General features: G+C 50.2%; 21 protein-coding genes. 14 read left to right on the forward strand and 7 right to left on the reverse strand.

What is annotated here, in order from left to right:
* Together CXF87_RS14870 and CXF87_RS14875 are read left to right on the forward strand one after the other, a co-directional pair.
* The coding region (locus CXF87_RS14870; protein WP_198556113.1) for an ABC transporter permease at positions 1-1,198 on the forward strand (1,198 nt) is incomplete at its 5' end.
* A 1-nt stretch (position 1,199) separates the two neighbouring features.
* Positions 1,200-2,315, forward strand: a complete 1,116-nt coding sequence (locus tag CXF87_RS14875) for an ABC transporter permease (RefSeq protein WP_101147147.1) — start codon at positions 1,200-1,202, stop codon at positions 2,313-2,315.
* A gap of 6 nt (positions 2,316-2,321) precedes the next feature.
* Here the strand turns inward: CXF87_RS14875 and ftsH are convergent, their stop codons facing one another.
* From ftsH to CXF87_RS14890, 3 genes are all read right to left on the reverse strand, one after another.
* A complete protein-coding gene (gene ftsH, locus CXF87_RS14880; RefSeq protein ID WP_101147148.1) occupies positions 2,322-4,169 on the reverse strand; it encodes an ATP-dependent zinc metalloprotease FtsH in 1,848 nt (615 codons plus the stop codon).
* Positions 4,170-4,189: 20 nt separating this feature from the next.
* On the reverse strand, positions 4,190-4,549 hold the full coding sequence (locus CXF87_RS14885; RefSeq protein ID WP_101147149.1) for a TraR/DksA family transcriptional regulator: 360 nt from the start codon (positions 4,547-4,549) through the stop codon (positions 4,190-4,192).
* Between the two features lie 179 nt (positions 4,550-4,728).
* The gene (locus tag CXF87_RS14890) at positions 4,729-5,187 is read right to left on the reverse strand and encodes a hypothetical protein (protein ID WP_101147150.1); all 459 of its coding nucleotides are present in this window, start codon (positions 5,185-5,187) and stop codon (positions 4,729-4,731) included.
* Positions 5,188-6,097: 910 nt separating this feature from the next.
* Here CXF87_RS14890 and CXF87_RS14900 point away from each other — a divergent pair.
* The 4 genes from CXF87_RS14900 (at position 6,098) to CXF87_RS14915 (ending at position 11,469) form a co-directional block, all read left to right on the forward strand.
* Positions 6,098-6,601 carry a hypothetical protein gene (locus CXF87_RS14900; RefSeq protein WP_008956630.1) on the forward strand — a complete coding sequence of 168 codons (504 nt, stop codon included), beginning with the start codon at positions 6,098-6,100 and terminating at the stop codon, positions 6,599-6,601.
* 284 nt (positions 6,602-6,885) lie between these two features.
* Positions 6,886-7,908, forward strand: a complete 1,023-nt coding sequence (locus CXF87_RS14905; protein ID WP_101147151.1) for a zinc-dependent alcohol dehydrogenase family protein — start codon at positions 6,886-6,888, stop codon at positions 7,906-7,908.
* 134 nt (positions 7,909-8,042) lie between these two features.
* Positions 8,043-10,775: an HAD-IC family P-type ATPase gene (locus CXF87_RS14910; RefSeq protein ID WP_101147152.1), complete on the forward strand. Its 2,733-nt coding sequence runs from the start codon at positions 8,043-8,045 to the stop codon at positions 10,773-10,775.
* Between the two features lie 16 nt (positions 10,776-10,791).
* Positions 10,792-11,469, forward strand: a complete 678-nt coding sequence (locus CXF87_RS14915; RefSeq protein ID WP_101147153.1) for a DUF2238 domain-containing protein — start codon at positions 10,792-10,794, stop codon at positions 11,467-11,469.
* 444 nt (positions 11,470-11,913) lie between these two features.
* Here CXF87_RS14915 and CXF87_RS14920 read toward each other — a convergent pair whose 3' ends face one another.
* Together CXF87_RS14920 and CXF87_RS14925 are read right to left on the reverse strand one after the other, a co-directional pair.
* Positions 11,914-13,656, reverse strand: coding sequence for a PHA/PHB synthase family protein (locus CXF87_RS14920; RefSeq protein ID WP_101147154.1), 1,743 nt, complete (start codon positions 13,654-13,656; stop codon positions 11,914-11,916).
* A 10-nt stretch (positions 13,657-13,666) separates the two neighbouring features.
* Positions 13,667-15,237, reverse strand: a protein-coding gene (locus tag CXF87_RS14925; protein WP_232774936.1) for an IS3 family transposase whose coding sequence is annotated in 2 segments (ribosomal slippage) — positions 13,667-14,784 and positions 14,784-15,237 — 1,572 coding nt in all. Because the reading frame shifts where the segments join, the coding sequence is not laid out codon by codon here.
* A gap of 523 nt (positions 15,238-15,760) precedes the next feature.
* Here CXF87_RS14925 and CXF87_RS14930 point away from each other — a divergent pair.
* Positions 15,761-16,264, forward strand: coding sequence for an Hsp20/alpha crystallin family protein (locus CXF87_RS14930; RefSeq protein WP_101147155.1), 504 nt, complete (start codon positions 15,761-15,763; stop codon positions 16,262-16,264).
* A gap of 61 nt (positions 16,265-16,325) precedes the next feature.
* A complete protein-coding gene (locus CXF87_RS14935; protein WP_101147156.1) occupies positions 16,326-16,976 on the forward strand; it encodes a BON domain-containing protein in 651 nt (216 codons plus the stop codon).
* 328 nt (positions 16,977-17,304) lie between these two features.
* Here the strand turns inward: CXF87_RS14935 and CXF87_RS22345 are convergent, their stop codons facing one another.
* The gene (locus tag CXF87_RS22345) at positions 17,305-17,484 is read right to left on the reverse strand and encodes a DUF1326 domain-containing protein (RefSeq protein ID WP_332870661.1); all 180 of its coding nucleotides are present in this window, start codon (positions 17,482-17,484) and stop codon (positions 17,305-17,307) included.
* A 296-nt stretch (positions 17,485-17,780) separates the two neighbouring features.
* Between CXF87_RS22345 and CXF87_RS14945 the strand changes: the two genes are divergently transcribed.
* The 3 genes from CXF87_RS14945 to CXF87_RS14955 all read left to right on the forward strand — a co-directional run bounded on the left by CXF87_RS14945 (position 17,781) and on the right by CXF87_RS14955 (position 20,241).
* Complete coding sequence (locus CXF87_RS14945; RefSeq protein ID WP_101147158.1) at positions 17,781-18,281, forward strand: hypothetical protein; 501 nt, start codon at positions 17,781-17,783, stop codon at positions 18,279-18,281.
* Positions 18,282-18,345: 64 nt separating this feature from the next.
* Entirely contained in the window at positions 18,346-19,347 is a 1,002-nt protein-coding gene (locus CXF87_RS14950; RefSeq protein ID WP_157826557.1) for a GGDEF domain-containing protein, read from the forward strand.
* Positions 19,348-19,473: 126 nt separating this feature from the next.
* Positions 19,474-20,241, forward strand: coding sequence for a DUF3750 domain-containing protein (locus tag CXF87_RS14955; protein ID WP_101147160.1), 768 nt, complete (start codon positions 19,474-19,476; stop codon positions 20,239-20,241).
* 70 nt (positions 20,242-20,311) lie between these two features.
* Here the strand turns inward: CXF87_RS14955 and mntR are convergent, their stop codons facing one another.
* Complete coding sequence (mntR, locus tag CXF87_RS14960) at positions 20,312-20,791, reverse strand: manganese-binding transcriptional regulator MntR (protein WP_008956454.1); 480 nt, start codon at positions 20,789-20,791, stop codon at positions 20,312-20,314.
* Between the two features lie 157 nt (positions 20,792-20,948).
* Between mntR and CXF87_RS14965 the strand changes: the two genes are divergently transcribed.
* From CXF87_RS14965 to CXF87_RS14975, 3 genes are read left to right on the forward strand one after another with little or no spacing between them, the layout of a single operon-like run.
* Positions 20,949-21,869, forward strand: a complete 921-nt coding sequence (locus CXF87_RS14965; RefSeq protein WP_101147161.1) for a metal ABC transporter substrate-binding protein — start codon at positions 20,949-20,951, stop codon at positions 21,867-21,869.
* Positions 21,870-21,875: 6 nt separating this feature from the next.
* On the forward strand, positions 21,876-22,694 hold the full coding sequence (locus CXF87_RS14970; RefSeq protein ID WP_008956452.1) for a metal ABC transporter ATP-binding protein: 819 nt from the start codon (positions 21,876-21,878) through the stop codon (positions 22,692-22,694).
* Between the two features lie 17 nt (positions 22,695-22,711).
* A complete protein-coding gene (locus CXF87_RS14975) occupies positions 22,712-23,641 on the forward strand; it encodes a metal ABC transporter permease (RefSeq protein ID WP_008956451.1) in 930 nt (309 codons plus the stop codon).
* The last annotated feature ends 40 nt before the right edge of the window (positions 23,642-23,681 follow it).

A 23,681-nucleotide genomic window follows, 5' to 3' on the forward strand; every position in this document is an offset into this window, starting at 1 on the left:
TAAGATAGATGAAGCCGAGTCCGAAAAGCCGACGACTACCTCTCTCAAACCGCACCCGCCGACCCGGTCAGGCGGGCTGACCGTTAGCTTGCGCCGTTTGTTCAGCTATACCCACCGAGAGACCCTGGAGCTACGTCGCGACCCGATACGCGCCACGCTGGCGCTGCTGGGTAGTCTGATCCTAATGTTTATCATGGGATATGGCATCAATATGGATGTCGAACATTTGACCTATGCCGTGCTCGACCGTGACCAGACCACGACCAGCCAAGCGTATACTCTCAATCTAACGGGATCGCGTTATTTCACCGAAAAGCCTCCTCTGACCGACTACAGCGATGTACAGCAGCGTCTACGCAGCGGCGACATCAGCCTGGCGGTGGAAATTCCGCCAGGGTTTGGCCGTGATCTCAAGCGTGGCAATGTGCCCAAAGTTGCTTACTGGGTCGATGGTTCCATGCCGGTCAGGGCCGATACTATCAAGGGGTATGTCGAGGGGATTCATGCGGACACCTTGGCTCGCTTGAGCGAAGGGGCTGGAGCTTTTTCTCCTCCCGTCGAGATTGCCATTCGCTACCGCTACAATCCCGACGTTAGAAGTCTGCCAGCCATGGCCCCGGCGATGATCCCACTGCTGCTCATGTTGATACCTGCGATGCTGACTGCCTTGGGAGTCGTACGTGAGAAGGAGCTCGGCTCTATTATCAATCTCTACGTTACGCCGGTTTCTCGGTTGGAATTTCTGCTCGGCAAACAGTTGCCCTACATCATGCTGGCGATGATCAATTTCGTCACCCTGGTGGCGTTCGCCGTGTTGGCCTTTGGTGTGCCGGTGAAGGGTAGCCTGCTGACATTGAGCCTAGGCGCGCTGCTCTATGTCATCTGTTCCACGGGGATGGGATTGTTGATGTCATCGGTTCTGCATAGTCAGATTGCCGCTATCTTCGGTACCGCCATCGCTACACTGGTGCCTGCGATCCAGTTTTCGGGGCTACTCTCTCCAGTTTCCGCGCTGCAAGGGGGTGCGGCTGTCATTGGACATATCTATCCCACCAGCCATTTTTTGATTATCAGCCGAGGCGTGTTTTCCAAAGCGCTCAGTCTGGGAGATCTGACACCGTATTTTCTGGCCCTGCTGATCACCATCCCCGTACTGACGTTATTGAGTGTTTTGGGTCTCAGGAAACAGGAGCGCTGAGATGGCCAGGCTTGCCAATATTCTGCAACTGGGTATCAAAGAAATACGCAGCCTGTATCGCGACCCGGCTCTGATGTTACTGATCATTTACTCGTTCACTTTGGGGATCTACCTGAGTGCCACTGGCGAGCCGGAGGCGCCATTCCGAGCTAGCGTGGCCATTGTCGACGAGGATCGGTCTCAGGCATCCTTACGTATTGTTAATGCCTTTCAGCTTCCCTATTTTTTGCCGCCTGAATTTATCGATATTGGCCAGATGGATCGTGGCATGGATGCGGGGCGTTATACCTTTACACTTAATATTCCTCCTAACTTTCAGCGTGATCTGCTGGCCGCTCGACAGCCGACCATTCAGTTGAATGTCGACGCTACCCAGATCAGTCAGGCATTTACGGGAGCTGGGCATATTCAGCGGATTATCAGTGATGAGGTGGCCGATTTCATCGGAGCATACCAGCACCCATCGCCGGGCCGCATTGAGGCAGTAGTTCGTGCTGAATTCAACGCTAATCTCAACCGAAGTTGGTTCGGCGCCATTAATGAAGCTATCAATCAAATCACCATGTTGTCGATTATCCTGACAGGAGCAGCATTGATCCGTGAACGAGAGCACGGCACCATTGAGCATTTGTTGGTCATGCCGGTCACCTCGTTCGAGATCATGTTGGCCAAGGTCTGGTCGATGGGGTTGATCGTGCTGTTGGCTTCGGTCTTCGCACTACGCATCATCGTCGAGGGTTGGCTGCAAGTACCTCTTCGCGGCTCGCAGACGCTCTATCTTTTCGGCGCCACGCTACTGCTATTTGCGACCACATCAATGGGGATTTTTCTCGGCACGTTGGCGCGCTCAATGCCGCAACTGGGCCTGTTAATCATTCTGGTACTGATTCCCCTGCAGATTCTGTCGGGTGGGATGACCCCGCGTGAAAGCATGCCTGAGCTTGTGCAGCGCATCATGTTTGTCGCCCCGACCACTCACTTTGTCGAACTTGCTCAGGCCATTCTCTTTCGTGGCGCCGGATTGGGAATTGTCTGGCCGCATTTGTTGGCGCTGGTCATCATTGGCAGCGCGTTTTTTTTGGCCGCCCTGTTAAGGCTCAGAAAAGCACAAGAATGATCCAGCTTATATGCGATCCGTCGCTGGCCTGTCAGCTATCTCTACTACTTCCCCGATGGGAGGAAAATCTTGGGCGGTTAGCGTCTCGCGCTCCAGCAGCATGGCGGCACCGGTCTCCAGTACCTTACGGCGCCTAGTCAGTATCTGGGTGGCTTTATCAAAAGCGTCGTCGACCAGCCTGCGTATGGCAGTATCGATTTCACGAGCAGTTTCCTCAGAGTAGGTCTTGGGCTTTGCAAGCCCAAATTTGTCGCCTAGAAAAGCTTGTCGGTCTTCCTCGTAAATGACTTGACCGCCTTCCTCACTCATTCCGAACCGGGTGACCATGCTACGGGCAATATCGGTCACCTTGGCCAAGTCATCAGCCGCTCCAGTTGAGATTTCATTGAAAATCATGCGTTCGGCGGCTCGGCCGCCCATCAGCACTGCCATGCGACTCTTTAGGTCGGCAACCGTTTGCAGGAAACGCTCCTCTGTTGGGCGCTGGATTGTATAGCCCAAGGCGCCCACCCCACGTGGAATGATAGAGATTTTGTGTACAGGGTCCATTCCAGGCAACGAAGCGGCGACGAGCGCATGGCCCATTTCGTGATGCGCTACTACGCGTCGCTCATGTTCATTAAGCACACGGCTTTTCTTCTCCAGTCCAGCAACGATGCGCTCCACGGCGAGTGTAAAATCGCTTAATGTCACCGCATCGGCATCACGGCGCGTGGCTAGCAGAGCCGCTTCATTGACCAAGTTGGCTAGATCAGCACCGGTAAACCCTGGGGTCAAGGCGGCTATCTGCTCGGCATCGACATCAGACGCCAGCTTGTTAAGGTGTTTTAGATGTACATTGAGAATGGCAATACGTCCCCGACGCTCGGGGCGATCAACCAAAACCTGACGGTCGAAGCGTCCTGCACGCAGCAGGGCGGGATCAAGGATTTCGGGTCGGTTAGTCGCGGCCAGAAGTACAATCCCGGATGATGTATCAAAGCCATCTAGCTCAGTTAGTAGCTGGTTGAGGGTCTGTTCCTTTTCGTCATGACCGCCACCGAGCATACCAAGCCCTCGGGCGCCGCCGAGTGCATCCAGTTCATCAATAAAAATGATACATGGCGTGGCTTTTGCAGCTTGCTCAAAGAGGTCTCGAACTCGGGCTGCCCCCACGCCGACGAACATCTCTACGAACTCGGACCCTGAAATCGAAAAGAAGGGAACGCCAGCTTCGCCAGCCACGGCACGGGCCAGCAGCGTCTTGCCAGTGCCAGGAGGGCCGACCAGCAGAATGCCCTTTGGCACGTGGGCGCCTAGTCGTCCGTAACGCTGTGGGTCACGCAAAAAGGCCACTACTTCCTTGAGTTCATCCTTGGCTTCGTCAATGCCAGCCACGTCGGCGAAGGTCACCTTGGTTTCGGTTTCAACATAAACACGGGCTTTCGATTTGCCCAGTGTCATCATGCTGCCGAGGCCTCCCTGACTTGATACCATACGGCGCAGGAAAAATCCCCAGATAGCGAATACGAGCAGGAACGGCAAGAGCCAAGAAAGCAGAGAGGTCAGCCATGACTCACTAGGCGCACCATTGAAAGTGACATCGTATTGGGCTAGGTCATTGGCCAAGGTCGGGTCGATGCGATAGGTGGTGAAGCCAGTAGTACCGTCGGAGAGTGGCGTATTGTAGGTGCCTTTGATCCGCTCTGAACTAACATCAAGCGTGTTGATGATGCCTTGCTCAAGATGATGACGAAACTCGGAATAGGGAATCGGTTCATAGGAACGCCCCTCCGCAATGAAATCCTGAGCCAATAGGACAAAAATATAGCCGAAAATAAAAAAGAGGATATATGCTTGGTAACGTTTGTCCATGCTAACCTCAATGCGGCTTCCTAGAAGGCCTTATTGGAGGAGGATTCGCCCTCGTTACTGGTCGCGCAGTTTTTGCAGCGGGTTGTGTAGGGCAATGCCTTGAGACGATCTGGTGCGATGGGCTTGCCGCATTCCTCGCAGAAGTCTCCGACCTGGGCAGCGATGCGTGCCAAGGCGCGTTCGGCCTGGGCCAGTTCTAGCCTGGCTTCTTCCTCCAGCCGCGCGACAACTTCGTCGTTTTGAACCTCTAGCGCCTGATCATCAAGATCTTTATTCAGAGCGCCACTGCTTCGATGCTGGTGTTCTTCATAGTGATGGATGCGGGCTTTGAGCTCTAACCGTAGGTTGTCTAGCCAGGCCTTTCTATCTTGAGTAGACATGATGTACCCGTTAATGTTGGTTAGTACGTGGCTCTATTGAGCGGTATATGGCATCTAATACACTTGGTACAGCTCGCGTTATGCTCAAACCTGTTTTAATCGGGCCGACGGTGGCGTTACACCATCACGGCTTTCTGAGTAAGGTCCAACAGCATGAGCGCTAGAACTTGTAGCTGTGACTAAAGATCTTCCAGCTTTTCCGCGTCTCGTATCATGCGCATGATTTCGTGTTGTTCTAAAGCGAGGAGGCCATTCAATAATTCCTCGGTGGACGAGACTTCAGCCCGTGTCGATAAATAGCGATAGAGATCAATAATACGATCATGTACTGCTAGCAAAGAGCGCAGGACATCGTCAGTGCTCATGTTGGCAAAGTCTAAATTACCCAGTGTTTCAAGCTTGAAAGGGTACTTGTCAAAGTATTCTGCACACCACGTTTGGAGCGTGGCTTTCTCTGCATCTTCCTCGCTCAATGCTATGACCCTGCTAAGTTCTTGTTCATGTTGGGAAAGATAGTCAAGTAACATGCGCAGCTTTTCTTGCCGGGCATCCATGGCGGCGCGCTTCAGTGTATCGGCCAGATTGGCATGCAATTTCCGGGTCAGCTCCAATATGTCTTTAATGGTTTCAACCGTCATGCCCTTGTCCTATCTCAGGTTGGCTCTTGTTGGAAGTGATGCGTTACTGAGCAGAATCTTTAGATCTCACACCAAATGCGCTCTCTTAGGTCATCGCTGAGCTTTGATACCTTACGCGCGCGTTTTAACGTCGCTTCTGTCATATCACCAGTGATTTCATGATAGCAGGACACCATAGACGAAGGTGTTAGCAGACCCTCAAGGCCCAACATGCAGCTTGTCAGCTTGTTGCAGGAACTCGTCACGGTTGAAAAGAAGTCTAGTTCGTGACGCGTTGCGTCATTCAGTGTCTCTAGCCAAATTCGCTGCAACTTGATCGCTGTATTAGTGGATTCCATCCACGGTTGAGACCACAAAACGAGCAAGTTTTCTGTGAGAGGTGCTTTCAAAGGCTGTTTTGTAAGATCTGACGTTACCATTTTATTGTCCTCTTTGAAGGTAAGGCCGTATAGATGGCTTTAATGTTGTTGTAATATTTTATGTTTTTACCAGCCAGCCGACACTGACGTTTTATGGTGTCTATACAAAAAGTTAGCTAGAACTCCAATAATAACTTTCAAATAGTATAGACGACATGGGTGCACAAAAATTTGACCGTTGTCAGCTTTATGGCTTGAAATTTTTTATGGATAGTATGCTTGATTTCAAGGAGAGAGCTGCTGCTAAGGATGGGGTGCCTTGTTGTTTTGAAAATGATAACCTAAATGATTAGATTTTTAGTTATCATGATAGTGATAAAGTATTAATAGTTGATTAGTTAAAAAACAGGTAAGATTTTAATGAGTGTTAATTTTTTAATGTTGATATAGAAAATTGACCGGTATCATAGAAAACGAGCTTTACCTCACACTAGGATGCCCTTTGAAAAGCTGCCCATTGTTGGGCTTTTTTTGATGATTAGAGGGCTTTAATGATGGATAACTTGACAGCACTTACTTATCTACCGCAAGACCAGTTGAGCTTAGCTTATTTGCACGAGGTACGTGAGCTGAATCGCTACCGGGGCTTGGCACTGAGTTTTCTGCCCTTTGATCCACCTATTAGTCGCCTGATGGATGCGATTGGTATGGAGTGTGTGCACAGACTCTGCAGTTTGCAGGAAGTGGCTAGTCAGATGGAGCTTGGCGCTTGCGCAAATGCTAACCAGCAAAAGGAGCCTCCTTTTTTTAATAAAGTTAATAAGCACCTCTTCGTTGTTGATGAAAATATGGGGAAATACCTACTAGCAAATGCCGAAAAATCCGCTGAAGCGACGTGTACGTTCTTTGGTTGGCTGCTGGAAACAAATGCGACGCCTGAGCTACATCAGCCATTATTCGACTTTGTGACACAGAAAACGAAAGAGTGCCATGTGCTTCGGGAGTGTCGTGAGCAGTGGGGAGTAGGCTCTTCTAAGTTAAGTCTTGCGATGTGATTAAAGCGCCGCTTTGTACACAACATATGTCAGCGGAGGAGCATATTTCTACTGACGCAGAGTGAGCCACGTTGAGAGGTTTTTTTTTGCGCTAGATCAATACTGTTATGAGTAAGTGCTTTTATTTGCTTGGAGAGCTTCTCTTCAAGAGAGCTTACACTATAACTATTCATACTCTACTAATAGTCGCTGTGGTCGAGGCATGGGTTTGTGCAAAAAATAGCGCACAAAAGCTAGGTAAGGGACGTTAGTTAAATTGTAGTTTACGTGCTTAGGGAAGTCGCATGAAGGTCATGGTGCTTGAGAAACAGGGTGGGCCTTTGCAGTGTCATGAAAGGGTAATTCCTACGCCGGGGCCGGGGCAGGTACTGCTTAAAGTAGAGGCGTGCGCCGTGTGTCGTACTGACTTGCACCTACTCGATGGAGAATTGCCAGACATCCATTATCCGATTATTCCTGGCCACGAAATTATTGGTCATGTTGTCGAGTGTGGCCCTGGTGTGTCGCTGGAGAAGGGAGTACGACTGGGTATTCCCTGGCTAGGGTATAGCTGCGGTGAATGCCGTTACTGTTTACATGGGCAGGAGAACCTTTGTGATCAGGCGCGCTTTACTGGCTACCAGATTGATGGTGGCTTTGCTGAATACACGCTGGCGGACCATCGCTTCTGCTTTTCAATCGGCCCCGACTATAGCGCTGTAGAAGCAGCTCCACTGATGTGTGCTGGTCTGATCGGCTATCGTTCTCTAGTCATGTGTGGCGATGACCTGCAGCGTCTCGGTATTTATGGCTTTGGCGCGGCGGCGCATATCGTGGCGCAGGTCGCAAAACGGCAGGGCGTGGAAGTGTACGCCTTTACTCGCCCGGGCGATAAAGCGTCTCAACGATTTGCGCAACACTTGGGCGCGATGTGGGTAGGTAGCTCTGAACAGTTGCCGGAGGTACCCCTGGATGCCGCTATCATTTTTGCACCCGTGGGGAAGCTGGTACCCCTTGCACTTCGTGCCGTGCGCAAAGGGGGAGTCGTTGTCTGTGGCGGTATACACATGACTGACATTCCCTCTTTCCCTTATGCGCTACTCTGGGGAGAGCGCCAATTACGCTCGGTAGCTAACCTGACCCGCCAGGACGGTAAGGCGTTTTTATCGCTGGCCTCCCAAGCGGCCCTTCAAACCAGTACAACCTGCTATCCGCTCCACGCTGCTAATGAAGCGCTTAAGGATCTCAGGGAAGGCAAAGTAACCGGCGCTGCAGTATTGGTGATGGAGACATCACCAGCATCTGAGATGTTCGATGTCGATTCGTAAGTTGGGTACTTTGTTTTCCCACACCACGATCACTTTGCTTGCTGCCATGACCGTGATGAAGTCGATACCGTGACGGTGGTGATCTGTGACAGTGATTGCTTATTCCTCTTGGATACGTCTGCCAGGGAGTCAGGATGGAAACGCCTACTGCCGATACCAGTTTGTTATTAGATAACTCGTCTTTGGGGGTTCATGCTAGGCATATTGATGAGGTCCTTGCGGACTTGAAGACTTCATCGTCGGGTCTGACAGCAGGCGAAGCGACCAGGCGCTTGGCTAAGTACGGACGCAACCAGTTACCGGTAGTGGCTGGCCGCCACCCACTGTTTCGTTTTCTTGCGCATTTTCATAATGCATTAATCTATTTTCTGTTAGCGGCAGCGCTTGCTGCATCACTGCTAGGGCATTTTGTCGATGCATCGGTCATTGCTGCGGTGGTCTTAGTCAACGCCGTGGTCGGTTTTATTCAGGAAGGTAAGGCGGAAAAGGCGCTGAGCGCGATCCACAATCTTATCGCCCCGCACGCTTATCTGGTAAGAGAAGGAAGGCGAGTCAAGGTGCCTGTCGAAGAGATTGTACCTGGGGATATCGTGTCGCTTGAGCCAGGGGAACGGGTCCCTGCTGACCTGCGGCTTATTCGTACGAGTGCTTTACGTATCGAAGAAGCCATTCTGACTGGTGAGTCGGTAGCAGCAGAAAAGCAGGTAATACCAGCATCAAAGGAAGCTGCGCTGGGTGACCGGCACTCAATGGCCTATTCGGGTACGCTGGTGGCTGCTGGGCAAGGGCTAGGTGTCGTGGTCGCAACGGGGGGTGCTACGGAAATCGGGCGCATCAGTGCTTTGTTGCGAGAGGTGCAGCCATTGACCACACCGCTGCTGCGCCAGATTAATCATTTTGGAAAGCAGTTTACTTGGATCACCCTGGCGGTGGCGGCCGTACTCTTTGCCTTTGCGGTATTAGTACGTGGCTATGCATGGCCGGACGCACTGATAGCTGTCGTTGCTCTGGCGGTGGGGGCTATTCCTGAAGGCTTACCAGCAGTCATCACCATTACATTGGCTATTGGTGTACAGCGCATGGCGCGTCGTCATGCAGCGATCCGGCAGCTACCGGCGGTAGAAACACTCGGCGCTACGTCGGTCATCTGTTCCGATAAGACCGGCACCTTGACGCGTAACGAAATGACAGTGCGACGGCTGGAAGTCCCTCATGGGCAGTACACGGTGACAGGTTCGGGCTATGTGCCGGAAGGTCGGCTGGAAGCCGCTTCTACCGATGATGCTGCTGCGGATAAACAGCGGCTAGAGAGTAGTTGTTTAGTGCTATCGGGAGCGCTGTGCAACGATGCCCAATTGAACCAGGAAAATGGTGCTTGGCATGTGATGGGCGATCCGATGGAAGGGGCGCTGGTGGCGTTGGCGATAAAAGCTGGTTTGGAGCCGGAGCTAACCCGCCATGAATGGCCGCGACTTGATGAGATCCCCTTTGATGCCAAGCATCGTTTTATGGCCACGCTTCATCGCCATTCAGCAGGCGATGGTCGGATTTTTGTCAAGGGCGCCCCCGATGAACTGCTGACGAGATGTATCGCCCAAATAGATGGTGAAGGGACGGCGCCGTTAGACCGAGATACCTGGGGCGCCAAGGTCGCGAATGCAGCCGCCCAGGGAGAAAGAGTGCTCGGCTTTGCGGTTAAAACAGTAGCCTCCGATATTGATAAGCTGGCTTTTTCCGACCTGGATGGGCTTGTCTTCATTGGCCTGATAGGGTTTATCGACCCCCCGCGCCAAGAGGCAGTGGCCGCCATTAAAGAGTGCCACTCTGCAGGTATTGCGGTGAAAATGATTACCGGTGATCACGCTGAGACGGCTGCGGCGATTGCTCGGCAGCTAGGATTTGGAGAGGAACCATACGTCCTGACGGGGCGTGATCTTGATGACATTTCAGACACTGACCTGCCTGCTATCGTGACCGAAACCAGTGTGTTTGCTCGAACCAACCCTGAACACAAACTGCGTATCGTGCGTGCCTTGCAGTCGACGGGGGCGATCGTGGCCATGACCGGCGATGGCGTCAATGATGCACCGTCGTTGAAGCAGGCAAATGTCGGTGTTGGCATGGGGCATAAAGGGACTGATGCAGCGAAGGAGGCCTCCCAGATGGTCTTGCTGGATGATAACTTCGCCTCCATCGTCGCTGCAGTGAATGAAGGGCGAGTAGTCTATGACAATATCCGCAAAGTAACCGCGTGGACACTGCCTACTAATGGCGGCGAGGTATTGGCGGTGATTGCCGCTATCTTGTTTAACTTCTCAATGCCGATGTCTGCGGTGCAGATTTTGTGGATCAATCTTGTTACGGCGGGCACCCTTGGCCTTGCTCTAGCGTTCGAACCGGCAGAGCCCAACGTCATGCAGCGCCGCCCTAGGCCTGCCAACCAAGGGCTGCTGACACCTTTTTTGATCTGGCGGGTAGCGCTTGTGTCGTTCCTGTTTCTGGCAGCGGTGTTGGGCGTATTTTTTTACTCACTAGGGCGAGGGGATGAGCTTGCGATGGCTCGCACCTTAGTGGTCAATTTGATCGTCGTATTGGAAATTTTCTATCTATTTAACGTGCGCTATCTACACTACACTTCATTTAGCTGGCAGGGGCTAATAGGCACCCCCGCTGTGCTGTCTGCTGTCACTGTGGTGATCGTTGCTCAGGCATTGTTTACCTACTGGCCTGTTATGCATGCCCTTTTCGATACGCGTCCGTTAGCATTTTTGGATGGCGTATTAGTCATCAGCATCGGCATGGTGATGATGGCTATATTGGAAGTCGAGAAAATTGTGATGCGCCGAACAGGCTGGCTAAATCAATAAACAGAGGTAGAGGAGTGTGTCTAGGATTAAGCAAGTACGTGCTCGGCTGCTAACGCTTGATCCGTTTCCTGTATGGCTGTTTGTTGGCTTTGTGCTGTTCTGGATATGGCTGGCCATAGCACCTTATTACCGCTCAGATTGGCTGCTTGAAAATATTCTGGTGTTTGCCGCGGTGCCCGTATTGGGTTGGTTGTGGTATCAGGGTGGTGTCTCGCGTCTGGCATGGTTAAGCATTTTTCTATTTTTAATATTTCATGAAGTTGGTGCTCATTATACCTATTCTGAAGTGCCCTATGACCACTGGTTGAGAACACTGTTTGGGTTTTCTCTGGACCAACGGTTTAGCTTTGAGCGTAATCAGTACGACCGCTGGGTACATTTCCTTTATGGACTGCTACTTTTTCCACTGATGAAAGATCTTGTGAAAAGACACCTACTATATGAGGCAGTTTTATGGCGCCTACTACCGGTGGTGCTGATTTTATCCCATTCGGCGTTTTATGAGATTGCTGAGTGGCTGGCTGTTGTACTCTTCCCAGGGGAATTGGGGGAGTCATACCTAGGTGCCCAGGGAGATATTTGGGATGCGCAGAAGGATATGGCGTTAGCACTTTTAGGAGCTTTCATAGCCAGTGCGCTGAGTGTGTCAGTGCGCTATTTAGTAGCTAGAATTAGCTCGGCCGCCAATAAATAGGCAGTTTTAATAGTGGGTAGAAGCTATTCTAAAATACATCAATGCACCACTGAAAGGAGTGGTAGCATTGTGCTTTACTACTGCTAACAGTTGCATGGGGTGATAGATAAAAAATATTAACTTTAGTATTCTCTTGTTGATTTAGTCATATGAAAATCTTGCAGTTTATTAAGTTGTTTTATAGCGTTTATTTGAGGCGCTATGCAGTAAGTGTATAAGTTTTTTAGGGGTTGGATATGGGGTTTGTATGATTACGTCTTAAGACTTATTTGGTTGCTTAAGTCGCTAAAAGTTGTTGCCTATCGTTTTGCGTGTTTTATTTATTTCTCTAATCGTGGAGGGTTTATTCCACTATATATTAGTGGGCGACGCTCAGCTTCGTTAGCTAGCCAGGCTCAAAGAACACAAAATGAATAGCGTCTTCATCAAGCTAGCCATACAGAGCTATGCTTTTCTGACATAGCTGCCGGGGGCGTTTTCGAGAGGTGGGTAGTTTTGTGAACCAACGTGAGGTGCCTCGACAAGGGGGCCTGATCTTGCTGCCAACCATGATTGCCATGCACCCCACCAGGAGCCTGGCTTAATTGCTGTACGCTCCAGCCACGTGTCTGGATCAATATAGGAGTCACCTTCAAAGGCGGTGGCTATTCGATAATGCCGATGCGATTGTTCAGGGGGACTAATAATACCCGCGTTATGACCACCGCTAGTGAGCAAAAAAGTAATCTCCGGTGCATCTGCAAGAAGGTGCAATCTATAAGTGGATCGCCATGGTGCGACATGGTCCCACTCTGTGCCAACACAGAAAATAGGTATTTGTATATCGCTAAGCGCCACCGGGCGGCCTTCTACCCGCAAGCGTCCTTCGGCTAAGTCATTATTTAAAAATAGGGTACGCAAATATTCAGAATGCATACGGTAGGGCATGCGCGTTGCATCGGTGTTCCAGGCGAGAAGGTCGTTAATGGGTTGCCTTGTGCCTAACAAATACTCGTTCACGGCCCGGGACCAGATTAAATCGTTGGAGCGCAGTATCTGGAATACCCCTGACATTTGTTTCGTATCGAGAATGCCCTGAGCCCACATTAAGTCTTCAAGGAAAGCGAGCTGCTTTTCATCAATAAAAAGCATTAGTTCACCAGCTTCTCGGAAGTCCGTTTGTGCGGCGAAGAGTGTCATTGAGGCCAAGCGGTTGGCTCCATTTCTGGCCATCGCAGAAGCGGTAATGGCCAACAGGGTGCCGCCCAGGCAGTAGCCTACCGCATGTATTTTCTGACTAGGAAATAAGTTTTCGATGACATCGAGACTCGCCAGAATGCCTTGTTGCCGATAGTCATCCATTCCAATATCGCGATCTTCGGCCGTTGGGTTGCGCCAGGAAATTATAAAAACCGTATGGCCATGATCGACTAAGTACTTAACAAGCGAGTTATGGGGGGACAAATCCAGGATGTAATACTTCATGATCCATGCAGGCACAATGAGTATAGGCATCACATGTACTTCTTCTGTAGTAGGGGTGTACTGGATTAGCTCGATCAGATGATTGCGAAAGATAACCTTGCCCGGTGTAATTGCTACATTTTCACCAACGACATACATTTCAGAACCCGCTGACCTTTTGCCGAGATAGTGGTTTTGGATATCTTCACAGTAGTGCTGCAGCCCTTGTATTAAGTTGGCTCCAGCGCTCTCAACAGTTTTTTGGAGCACCGCGGGATTAGTCAGTAAAAAATTGGAGGGCGAGAACACATCAAGCCACTGGCGGGCACCGAATTCTACTGCCTGCTCGTGATGCAGGGATAAGCCGCGTAGTCCGGTGGTGGCGTTATGCCACCACTGCTGTTGAAGAAGGAAGCCCTGATAAAGCAGATTATAGGGGAAGTAACGCCAGGCAGGGTCACGAAAACGACGATCCTGGGGCAGGGGATCAATACAAGCTGTGGCATTGGGGTCGAAGGCCGAATGGCTGGCCCAAGACAGCAAGCGTAGCTGTTTCTTCATTGCTTTTTGTACTAGATGAGCTTGAGTTCCAGGAGAAGTCTGGAGGCTTGATAGCCAGTCCAAGTAAGTCAGCATGGCCGATGTAGGAGAAATGCCGAGTGTTAGCCCTGCCAGTGATGCTCGTACCAGCCTGTCCAAATGTTGGTATTGTGTCTCACGGTGATTTTCAACCCAGTTGTCCAAATGGCTGCACTTAAGCAGCCTGTTTGTTACGCTCGATTTCCTGCACTTTCCCTGGGTTAAGCGACACTGAACCAGTGACCTCCCAGTTTCGGGTGCTGCCCGACCAGCGTTTCGGATAGCGACGCTTAGCGCTTTCATAAACCGCTTTACGACGTTCAAGGCGTTTTCGATCAACGCCACGATGCCGGTCAGCTGGCGTGACATATTGGATGCCACTGTGAAGGTGCTGTTCGTTGTAAGCCCGCTCGAACACCAACATCCATTCTCGTACCGCGCTCAGCGATGCAAAGCCCTTGGTGGGCCATGCTGGGCAATATTTGACGGTACGGAACAGCGCTTCCGAGTAAGGGTTGTCGTTGCTTACTCTCGGTCGACTGTAAGACATCAACATCCCTAGTTCGGTTAACCTCGCTTTGAGCGTATAGGACGTCATCGGCGCGCCATTATCCGAGTGCAACACCGGCGGCTGATGCCAGCATTTCTCACGCAATAATGCACGCTCCATCAGCTGTTTAGCCAAGTCGCCCGATTCCGTCTCATGAACTTCCCAGGCAATGATTTTGCGGCTGTAGATATCCATGATCAGGTAGAGATACCAGTGCTGGCCTCGTACAACGGAGGCGCAATAGCTAATATCCCAGCTCCAAATCTGGTTCGGCCCCGTCGCCGTAAAACTGGTCGGCGCGGGTACTGTGCGGCGTGCTTTCGTACGGCCACGATGGTGCTGCTGGTGATGCTTTTTCAAGACCCGATAAAACGACGATTCGGAGGCCAGATAGACGCCGTTATCTGCCAGTAAGGGCACGATTTGAGACGGCGGCAAGCTCTGATACTCGGGACGATGACACGTGTTCAAAATGGTCTGCTCTTCCTCATGCGTCAGCTGATGCGGCTGTCTGCCTTGTGCCGCCTGTGGACGCTGATCCTCAACAACAGTGCCACACTCAGATCGCCAACGCTTTAGTGTGCGCTCGCTTACATCGATAATATCGGCTGCTTGATAGCGGGAAGCGCCACCCACCACCGCTTCGTCAAATAGCGCGATAAGCCTTGCACGTTCGTCGAGCGGCGTTAGTCGTCCTCGCCGCTGTCGGGATCTTCGCTGTACAAGGCGTCGAGCTTTTTTGAGAGCACCAGTAACGACGTCGTCTCTGCCACTACCTTGTCTTTGCGTCGCACTTCCGCTTTGAGTTGCTTGATGGTCTTACGGTCTTCTTTACGTTGCTTTTGCGCCGCTTTTTCCTGATCTTCTTGCCGACCAGCGCCTTCGAGGCAAGCCGCTTTCCACTGCTGAATTTGCTCGGGATAAAGGCCTTTTTCGCGACAGTAAGCGCCAAGCTCTGCCTCTGACAGGGTGGCGGTTTCGATGACCACGGCGAGCTTGGCGTCGGGCGACCATTCGCTGTCGCCTGGGGTGTAACCTGGCACAGGCACTCCTTTTACTCGACACTGTTTTAACCAACTATACAGCGTCGCGTCAGAGATGCCTTCCTCTGCCGCTACCGATGCCACACTGTGATTATGGGGTGGCAACAACTTTTTTAGGACGGCTGCTTTACGCTCTGCAGAATAACGTGGCACAAGGACTCCATGCGGCTCCCTCTGGATTAGATTTAGGCGATATCACCAACCGGACAACAAGGCTGACAGAGGGGGCTCATCATAAAGCATTGTTATTAACCCTAGAAACTGAGCGTTAATTTATCTAACAATAACACTTACTTACCTTTACTGGTTCACTTTACTCGAGTGCCAAGTGACGCTGATGCCACTGTACTTTAAGCTGTCCGTATATATAACAAAAGCAATATCGAAAAATTATTGTGATATGAGTTCTATTGATAGGTTTAATATGAGTTCAAATTAGCTGCTACACAATAATTTTACTACCATTTTATAGGTGAGTTGGCGTGAAGCTGGTTTTAATTGCTCTGGATCAAGTTTTTTGCGTATTAGTGCTTTTTGATTACATGTGTCACCTTCTAAATAAAAATGTTTGCGCTATAAATATACCATGGCTTGTAATGTAGCCATTGAGAAAAAGAAGAATAAAAATGCAATTTAGCCTTTTTCTTAAGTAAAAGAAATACATAGGAGTAGTGTCATGGAAAAAGCAATCAGCAAGCCTGTAATGGCGGAAAAAGATACGGACTCACTTTCCAGTAAGCGCTCTTTAAGCCCGCTGGAAGAGTTTGATCGTATGATAGAGGGTTTCTTCGAGCGCAGCTGGATGAAGCCCTTTTTCAAGGAAGACTTAATAAAAGAACGGCTAGGTTTTTTCGGTCAACATAACCCTAAAGTTGACATCATTGATCGAGACACAGAAATCGAAGTGCGCGCTGAGATGCCAGGGGTTGACCGGAAAGAAATAGACCTGGAAATAACCGAACACGCCGTGATGTTGAAAGGCCAGCGTTCTGGAGAAACCCAGGAAAAACAGGATGAGTATTACCATTCAGAAATTTGGCAAGGTGCCTTTTCTCGGACGATTGCCTTGCCAGTAGAAGTGGATACTAAACATGCTGAAGCTAAATTTAAAGACGGCATATTGACAATCACCATGCCAAAAGCCAAACAGGCTTTACGGCGCAAGCTTGAAATCAAGTAGGTAGAGTGAGTATTTCTACGTAATAAGAAGATTTGCTTGCAAAACTGAAGGAGTACTAAGGATGCCAAAGTCAGATAGTCAAATTCAGAAAGATGTGCTTGCCGAACTCGAGTATGAACCCACTGTTCGTGCTTCGAATATTGGGGTAGAGGTTAACGACGGCATTGTGACATTAGCAGGCCATGTAGATAGTTATGCAGAGAAGTGGCATGCAGAAATGGCAGCGCAGCGAGTTAGCGGTGTTAAAGGCGTTGCCGTTGAAATGGATGTAAAATTGCCTGGGAATAACAAGCGCACTGATGCGGATATTGCTCGTGCGGTTAAAAATACGCTGGAGTGGAATGTATACATTCCAAATGACCCATTAAAGGTAATGGTTGAAGACGGTTGGGTGACGCTAACCGGCGAAGTCCCCTGGGAGTATCAACGGCGTTTGGCTGCTAGTTCCATACGCTACTTGACAGGGGTTACGGGTGTGAGTAACCAAATCGTTCTCAAACCTAAGCCTACCGCTGCTGCTGTCAAGGCCGATATTGAGGCCTCACTTAAACGTAGAGCTATCCAGGATGCCAATGCGATCAAAGTCGAGGTGCACGATCACGACGTAATACTAAGTGGCAAGGCACACAGCATCGCGGAAAAAGACTTAATACACCATTCTGCATGGAGTTCGCCCGGCGTATGGAAGGTAATAGATGATATAAGGGTTTGAAGGCGATAAGTAATAAAATTTCAAAACGTAGAATGGTCATCGAATCGCTAGAAGGGTTCGATGACTCTATCTTCTGACTGCCGTTTTTTGTTGAATTGATGTTCTCTATCACTATATCCGCTCGTTTGAGACGCTGGGTGAACCGGTCCCAGTCTAACTGCCACCAGGCGAGACACCTCCCGCCCCCTATGTGGATTTATCCCGGAGTTATTTATCGACGAGATGGCTACGTAAGAAGGATTTTGTCGTGGCGCTTGCCGTAGCCCCACTTCATAATCGACCCAGCTATCGTATGGTAGCGTCGGTGAAGACCTAAATAATTTATTAGCTAGCAGATAGTGCCTTCAACCATAGGGCCGGGGGAATGAAGGGTGATGACCACCTTCCTATCGCCAATATCCACCGCCTCGAACTGACCTTGGGTAATGTGCCAGCTAAGACGCTGACAGGCGTGGGCTATCGTCTGCGTTGAGAGACCGTCATCAACTATAAGCTTTAAATTTATCATTATTAATTAATGAAAAATATTTACGGCTAATGCTTTTTTATTAATTAAGTTAAGCGTAATGATGTTTTTCTTGCTATTTTCATTTATAAAAAATACCTTATATAAATTATGGTTTGTAAATTTTTTTATTTATTTAATGTCCATGATGATTTTTATTTATTTAATTTACGTTAACTTTTTATTACTGGCTGAAAAGCTAACATATATCATAGTAACTGAGCTTTGTTCCGCTCTAAGATAATTTTTTTAAATCCTCCCGGCCTTGAGATGTTTTATACCCTTAGAGGGCTTTGCCAATGGTTAGCTTAGCAGTACTTAGTCCCCTGCCTCAGGATCAAATAACCTTAGCTTACTCGCAAGAGACACGTGAGTTGTATCGCTATCGTGGGTTGGCACTTTGCTTTCTGCCCTTTGATCCCCCCGTTAGCCGTTTGATGAGCGCCATTGGTATGGAGTGCGAACATAGGATTTTTAACTTGCAGGAAGTGGCAAGGCAGATGGAGTTAGTTCTTCCTTCAACTATTAGCCAGCTAAGAGAAATGTCCTTTTTAAATAAAAATAGCAGGCATTTTTTCGTGTTGGATGAAACTATGGGTAGGCAGGTTCTTCTTGACGCTGAAGAGGCGGCTGAAACGTCGCATACATTCTTTAGCAGGCTATCGGAAACCAACGCGATTCCTGAGTTACAGCAACTGTTATCTACCTTTGTAGCTCAGAAATATAGTGAGTATCACGTCGTAAAAGAGTGTCGTGAGCAATGGAAGAACGCTCTGTATGCGCTGGGTTGTGCTTCATAAGCTGTGCCTTATAAAACAGATAGCTGTTTATTTGCCACTACACTCATGGTGGGAGTGCGTGTCTATGATCATGCCAATACGGAACAACCCTGGTTTTCAAGATTATTTTGGTGATGATGCCGACTCAATGTTGAAGTTCCTTTGGGATTTTTTTCCTGCATCAATGATAATTATTCGTTTTGAAGAGCCGGGTAATTTTGTCGTCGAGGCAGTCAACCCCACTCAGCAAGCTATGTTAAGCAGCAAAAAGATATACGTGGGGGAGCATCTATCCCATATATTTCCTGAATCGTTATGTGATGAGCTCATTGCAAATTGTGGTCACTGTGTAGCAGACGGAGTGCCGGTTCGTTACGAAATGGCTGGTGGATACATTGATGGGGAATATCATCAGACCGACTGCCAGATCCTACTCAAACCTATTAGTACTCTTCAAGGAGTAATTACTCATTTGCTCTGCATCGTCAATAACCCAAACAATTACAGCCGTTCGAAGGTGGCTCATTATTCCGAACTAGAAATAGAGCGTCGGGTGATGGAGCGTACCGATGAATTGACGGCCGTTAATCAGCAATTAAGCTACTTAGCGACTCATGATTGGCTCACTGAAGCGTTTAACCGCCGTCATCTTCTTGAGTTAGCGACGACTGAGTTCAAGCGAGTTTACCGTTATGGGTTATCACTCGGCCTGTTAATGCTGGATATTGATCACTTTAAGTCAATCAACGATGAAAAGGGCCACGCCGCTGGAGATCAGGCGTTGCAAACGGTGACTCGCGCAATACGAGCGACGGTTCGTAACTGCGATTTGGTCGGGCGCTATGGCGGTGATGAGTTCATCATCGTGTTGCCCGAAACCGATCTCCATGGAGCCCGCGTAATTGCCGAGCGGTTGAGCAGTACACTGCAGGGAGCTGAGCTATTTATCAGCATTGGCCTCGCCACGCTAGAGCGTAATGACCAAACGATTGATGATGTGATCAACCGCGCGGATCATTTATTATTGAGCGCTAAGCGAAATGGTCGTAACCGAATAGAAAGCGCTTCCCTTACCCTTATATCTTGATGGCTGGCGTTTAGTGGCTACTATATTTAGCTTCCTTGATTAACGCCTACCTCATGTCTTCAATATACGCTTGCGTCCAGCTAGCTATCGCGGTACTACAGTTATCTCTTAGCTTTGGATAGCTCGATGAACAAAATGCTGCTGCGATGGCTGCTCACTCTCGTAGTGCTTTTAGCGCTGCTGCTAGTAGGGCCTGTATGGATATTGGCAAGTAATCAAGTGGTAACAGAAGGGCATTGGTCATCGTTGGATCGCACCTCTGCTGGGATCGCCCCAGACCCAGCAGCGATCTCCGAAGCCGTGGTGCAGGTCTATTCTGCCCGCGCCTATAATTGGCGTGGGGCGTTTGGCGAACATATCTGGATTGCGACGAAAGCAGAGAATGCTGATAGCTACCGGCTGCACCAAGTGTTGAGCTGGCGTCGCCCTACGGTAGTCTCTTCTATTGATACCCCTGATCGTGCCTGGTTTGGTAACCCGCCCACGCTGCTGGCTGATTACCGCGGTGGCGCGGCTGCACAATTAATACCCAAGATTGAATCCGCTGCTGCTGACTACCCTCAAGCCGACCTTTATCGCGTATGGCCCGGGCCTAACAGCAACAGTTTTATCGCTTGGGTGATTCGTGAAGTACCAGACTTTGAGGTGACGCTGCCCGTTACCGCTATCGGCAAAGATTATATTTTCAACGGTGTTTTGGCGCCTGCGCCAAGTGGCACGGGGTACCAGCTCTCATTAGGCGGGGTGGCCGGTATTATGCTGGCGCAAGAAGAGGGCATTGAAATTAATGTTCTCGGCTTGAGTTTTGGTATTGATGTGATGCGTCCTGCTTTGAAGCTGCCAGGTATAGGGCGCCTTGGGATGCCCGCACGAGTAGCGAGCGGTGAGCTTTAATTTTCTGCAACCTGCGCTTATCCCATTACAGGGGCCTTGACGTTTAAACAGATAGCTTCTTAATGAGCATTTAGCTTTTCTGCTGCTGCTCGGTAAAACGCTGCATTATATCCAGCGTTTCATCGCTCACGTGGTGCTCCATGCCTTCAGCGTCAATACGAGCAGTAGCATCTTTGACCCCCAGCGCGCGTAAAAAATGCAATACGATATCGTGTCGCGCGCGTGAGGTTTCCGCCATTTTCTGGCCTGCCTCGGTCAGAAACAGAGAGCGGTAGGGCTTGCTAGTCACCAGCTCAAGCTCATTTAGGCGCCTGATCATTTTAGATACGGTTGCCTGACTAACCGCCATGCGGTTGGCAATGTCCGCCGCACGCGCTTCGCCACGATGCGTCAGTAAATCCCCAATCAGCTCAACGTAGTCTTCAATCAGCTCGGTTTCATGGGCATTACGCACCGTTGCATACTGCTGAGCATGCTGCTCCACGGGCGGAAGGGCATCACCATGAATGCTTGGGGCGGTTAATGAAGCGTTCGGATTAGAATCAGTCATTGGCAAATTATATCGGAAGCAGTGGCAATAATCATTGGATCGTACTTGGGATAGTAGCCTATTTTTACGCAACATTGTTAGCCAAGGCTAAACTATTTGCACAGTGCTTTATTTTTGAGCTACAGTCTACTTATCAGTAATGCGAAAGGGATGAATAATGAATAAGCGCAATCTTTGTATAGCTTTGAGCCTGTCGCTGTGGTTAAACGCAGCAATGGTGAATGCTCAGGGTGAGGATGTTGCGCCATCGCCTTTGAATGTTGCCGTAACGTTTTCCGTGCTTGGCGATATTGTTACCCGCGTGGCGGGGGAGAATGCCAACGTATCAGTATTAACCCCGGTTGGTGCGGAAGTGCATGAGTGGGAACTGACCCCAAGTAATTTTGCGGCCTTAGAAACAGCAAACATCGTTTTCTATAACGGTTACCAGTTGGAGCAGTGGATGCCCCAGGTGGAAGCAACCCTTGTAGATGGCACGCCGCTAGTGGCGGTAGCTGAAGCTTCTGAGTACCCCACTCAAACCATTATTACCGGCGATATGGAAGGCGATGTCGATCCCCATCTCTGGATGGATCCGCGGGCTGTTGCTACCTACGTTCAGGTAATTGCTAACGAGCTAGAGCATGTACTTCCTCAGCGGGCTGAAGAGTTCCAGCAGCGTGCTGAGGCGTTGAAAAAAGAGCTGCATACGCTGCACGTTGAACTTCAAGAGCGCTTAGAAGCGATACCTGACGAACGGCGGGTATTGTTAAGTAGCGAAGCTGCCTTTTTATATTTCTCAGATGCTTACCATTTTGAACATGACGGCATCTGGGGCACCAACGCTGAGACCGAGGGCTCGCCCCGTCAGCTTATGCGAGTGGTGGATATGATCAATGAGCGCCAACCCGCCGCGCTGTTTTGGGAAAGCACTATTTCTGACCGCCATGTGACCAGTTTGGCGCGGGATACAGGCGTTAAAGTGGCTGGGCCTTTATATGTGGACTCATTGAGTGAGCCAAGTGGTGAAGCTGGCGACTATTTCACCATGATGCGTCACAACGTTGAGTTGTTGCGTCAGACCTTGGCAACCGAGTAAATAGCGATGGCAACTACCTCCCCTGTGGCGATTGAGATCAAAGGCCTCTACGCGGCCTACCAGCGTCAGCCGGTGCTTGAAAATATTAACCTGCGTTTTCCGGCAGGCCAATGGACCGCTATTGTAGGCCCGAACGGGGCAGGGAAATCGACACTTTTTCATGTGCTTACCGGTAGCATGAAGGCACTGCGTGGCAGTGTTCAGGCGTTTGGTGAGCCGATTTCGACGCACCGTAAAGCGGGACATATTGCTTATATGGCTCAGCGCGAAGCGATTGAATGGGATTTTCCTGTCTCGGTCTGGGAAACTGTGATGGGTGGCCGCTATGGGCATATGCGTCATGACCCCTTGTGGCGGCGTCTGTTGCCTTCACGTTGGTATGATTGCCGCCATGGCGAGGCTGTAAAGAGCGCGCTAGAAGCGGTGGATATGCTGGCGTTGGCGAAACGCCCGATTGGCGCGCTATCCGGTGGGCAGAAAAAGCGTGTTTTACTTGCCCGTACGCTTGCTCAGCAGGCCAATATTTTACTGCTTGATGAGCCACTGGCGGGTGTAGACCCACCTAGTGAGCGGTTGATTTTAGACGTGCTGGCCGGTGAGCGAGAGGCTGGACGTACGGTAATTATGGTCACTCACGATATGCCAGGGGCACGGCGCCACGTCGACCATGTGGTGTTGATCAATCGTTTTATTCGTGGGGTAGGCTCGCCTGATGAGATGCTCAGCGATGCCAAGTTGGCTGAGCTTGCAGTGAGCTCCACCGAGCAGTCGGCGAATGATGTGCAGGTCGATAAAGCATCTTCCTTAACGGCAGCGCAGGGGTAACTAACGTGGCAGAACTAATGGCAACACTTGGCCTGTTTGGCGATGCGTTGGTGAGCGGGCTCATTGCCGCCATCATGGTTATTGTCAATTTATTTCCCGCTAGCATTTCAGATGCTTTCCAGTACGCCTTTATGCAGCGCGCCTTATTAACCTCGGTGTTGGTGGGGGCTATCTGCGGTATTTTATCCTGCTACGTGGTGCTTAAGCGCTGGTCACTTCTAGGCGACGCGATCTCCCATGCGGTGCTGCCGGGGGTGGCCATTGCCTATCTGTTAGGCTGGCCCTTCTTTATTGGCGCGTTTATTACTGGCGCGCTGACCTCAGTGGGCATTGGTGCGATTGAGCGCCACACGCGAATCAAATCCGATGCGGCCATGGGATTAATGTTTACCGGTGCTTTTGCACTGGGCATTGTGATTATCAGCAAAATCGCCTCCAGCACCCACCTGATGCATATCCTGTTTGGCAATGTGCTGGGTGTTCAGCAATCGGCACTATTGCTGACCTTAGTGGCCAGCGTGATTGCCTTGCTGGTGGTGTGGCTCGCTTATCGGCCGTTGCTGCTCTACGCGTTTGACCCCCAGCAGGCTCAGGCGCTGGGTTTCAATACCAGCGTGATTCACTACGGTTTGATCTTGCTGCTGACGCTTACCATCGTGGCGAGTTTAGAAACGGTGGGCATTATTTTAGTGGTCGCGATGCTTATTACTCCAGGCGCCACGGCGCACTTACTCACGGACCGCTTTAAAACCATGATGCTGATTTCAGTGGGCGTGGGCGTTAGCTCAGCGGTCATTGGGCTGTGGCTTTCTGTGGTGTTGGACGTTGCTTCTGGCGGCACCATTGTATTGGTCGCTACCAGTTGGTTTTTTATGGCGCTGCTTTTTTCGCCCAAGCAGGGTGTATTGATGCGCCAATGGCGTCGCTGGCGCATGGGCCAGCCTTAGGGAACAGTGTCAATTACTTACAAAAAGTAGGGCGTTGCGA

Origin of the sequence: Halomonas sp. MES3-P3E (assembly GCF_002836035.1) — a bacterium.
In the GTDB taxonomy this organism is placed as follows: Bacteria; Pseudomonadota; Gammaproteobacteria; order Pseudomonadales; family Halomonadaceae; genus Vreelandella; species Vreelandella arctica.

Excerpts from the sequence above, each read along its gene's own strand:
- CXF87_RS14875 (WP_101147147.1), top strand. The coding sequence starts at position 1,200 with ATGGCCAGGCTTGCCAATATTCTGCAACTGGGTATCAAAGAAATACGC.
- ftsH (WP_101147148.1), bottom strand. The coding sequence starts at position 4,169 with ATGGACAAACGTTACCAAGCATATATCCTCTTTTTTATTTTCGGCTAT.
- CXF87_RS14885 (WP_101147149.1), bottom strand. The coding sequence starts at position 4,549 with ATGTCTACTCAAGATAGAAAGGCCTGGCTAGACAACCTACGGTTAGAG.
- CXF87_RS14890 (WP_101147150.1), bottom strand. The coding sequence starts at position 5,187 with ATGACGGTTGAAACCATTAAAGACATATTGGAGCTGACCCGGAAATTG.
- CXF87_RS14900 (WP_008956630.1), top strand. The coding sequence starts at position 6,098 with ATGATGGATAACTTGACAGCACTTACTTATCTACCGCAAGACCAGTTG.
- CXF87_RS14905 (WP_101147151.1), top strand. The coding sequence starts at position 6,886 with ATGAAGGTCATGGTGCTTGAGAAACAGGGTGGGCCTTTGCAGTGTCAT.
- CXF87_RS14910 (WP_101147152.1), top strand. The coding sequence starts at position 8,043 with ATGGAAACGCCTACTGCCGATACCAGTTTGTTATTAGATAACTCGTCT.
- CXF87_RS14930 (WP_101147155.1), top strand. The coding sequence starts at position 15,761 with ATGGAAAAAGCAATCAGCAAGCCTGTAATGGCGGAAAAAGATACGGAC.
- CXF87_RS14935 (WP_101147156.1), top strand. The coding sequence starts at position 16,326 with ATGCCAAAGTCAGATAGTCAAATTCAGAAAGATGTGCTTGCCGAACTC.
- CXF87_RS22345 (WP_332870661.1), bottom strand. The coding sequence starts at position 17,484 with ATGATAAATTTAAAGCTTATAGTTGATGACGGTCTCTCAACGCAGACG.
- CXF87_RS14945 (WP_101147158.1), top strand. The coding sequence starts at position 17,781 with ATGGTTAGCTTAGCAGTACTTAGTCCCCTGCCTCAGGATCAAATAACC.
- CXF87_RS14950 (WP_157826557.1), top strand. The coding sequence starts at position 18,346 with ATGATCATGCCAATACGGAACAACCCTGGTTTTCAAGATTATTTTGGT.
- CXF87_RS14955 (WP_101147160.1), top strand. The coding sequence starts at position 19,474 with ATGAACAAAATGCTGCTGCGATGGCTGCTCACTCTCGTAGTGCTTTTA.
- mntR (WP_008956454.1), bottom strand. The coding sequence starts at position 20,791 with ATGACTGATTCTAATCCGAACGCTTCATTAACCGCCCCAAGCATTCAT.
- CXF87_RS14965 (WP_101147161.1), top strand. The coding sequence starts at position 20,949 with ATGAATAAGCGCAATCTTTGTATAGCTTTGAGCCTGTCGCTGTGGTTA.
- CXF87_RS14970 (WP_008956452.1), top strand. The coding sequence starts at position 21,876 with ATGGCAACTACCTCCCCTGTGGCGATTGAGATCAAAGGCCTCTACGCG.
- CXF87_RS14975 (WP_008956451.1), top strand. The coding sequence starts at position 22,712 with ATGGCAACACTTGGCCTGTTTGGCGATGCGTTGGTGAGCGGGCTCATT.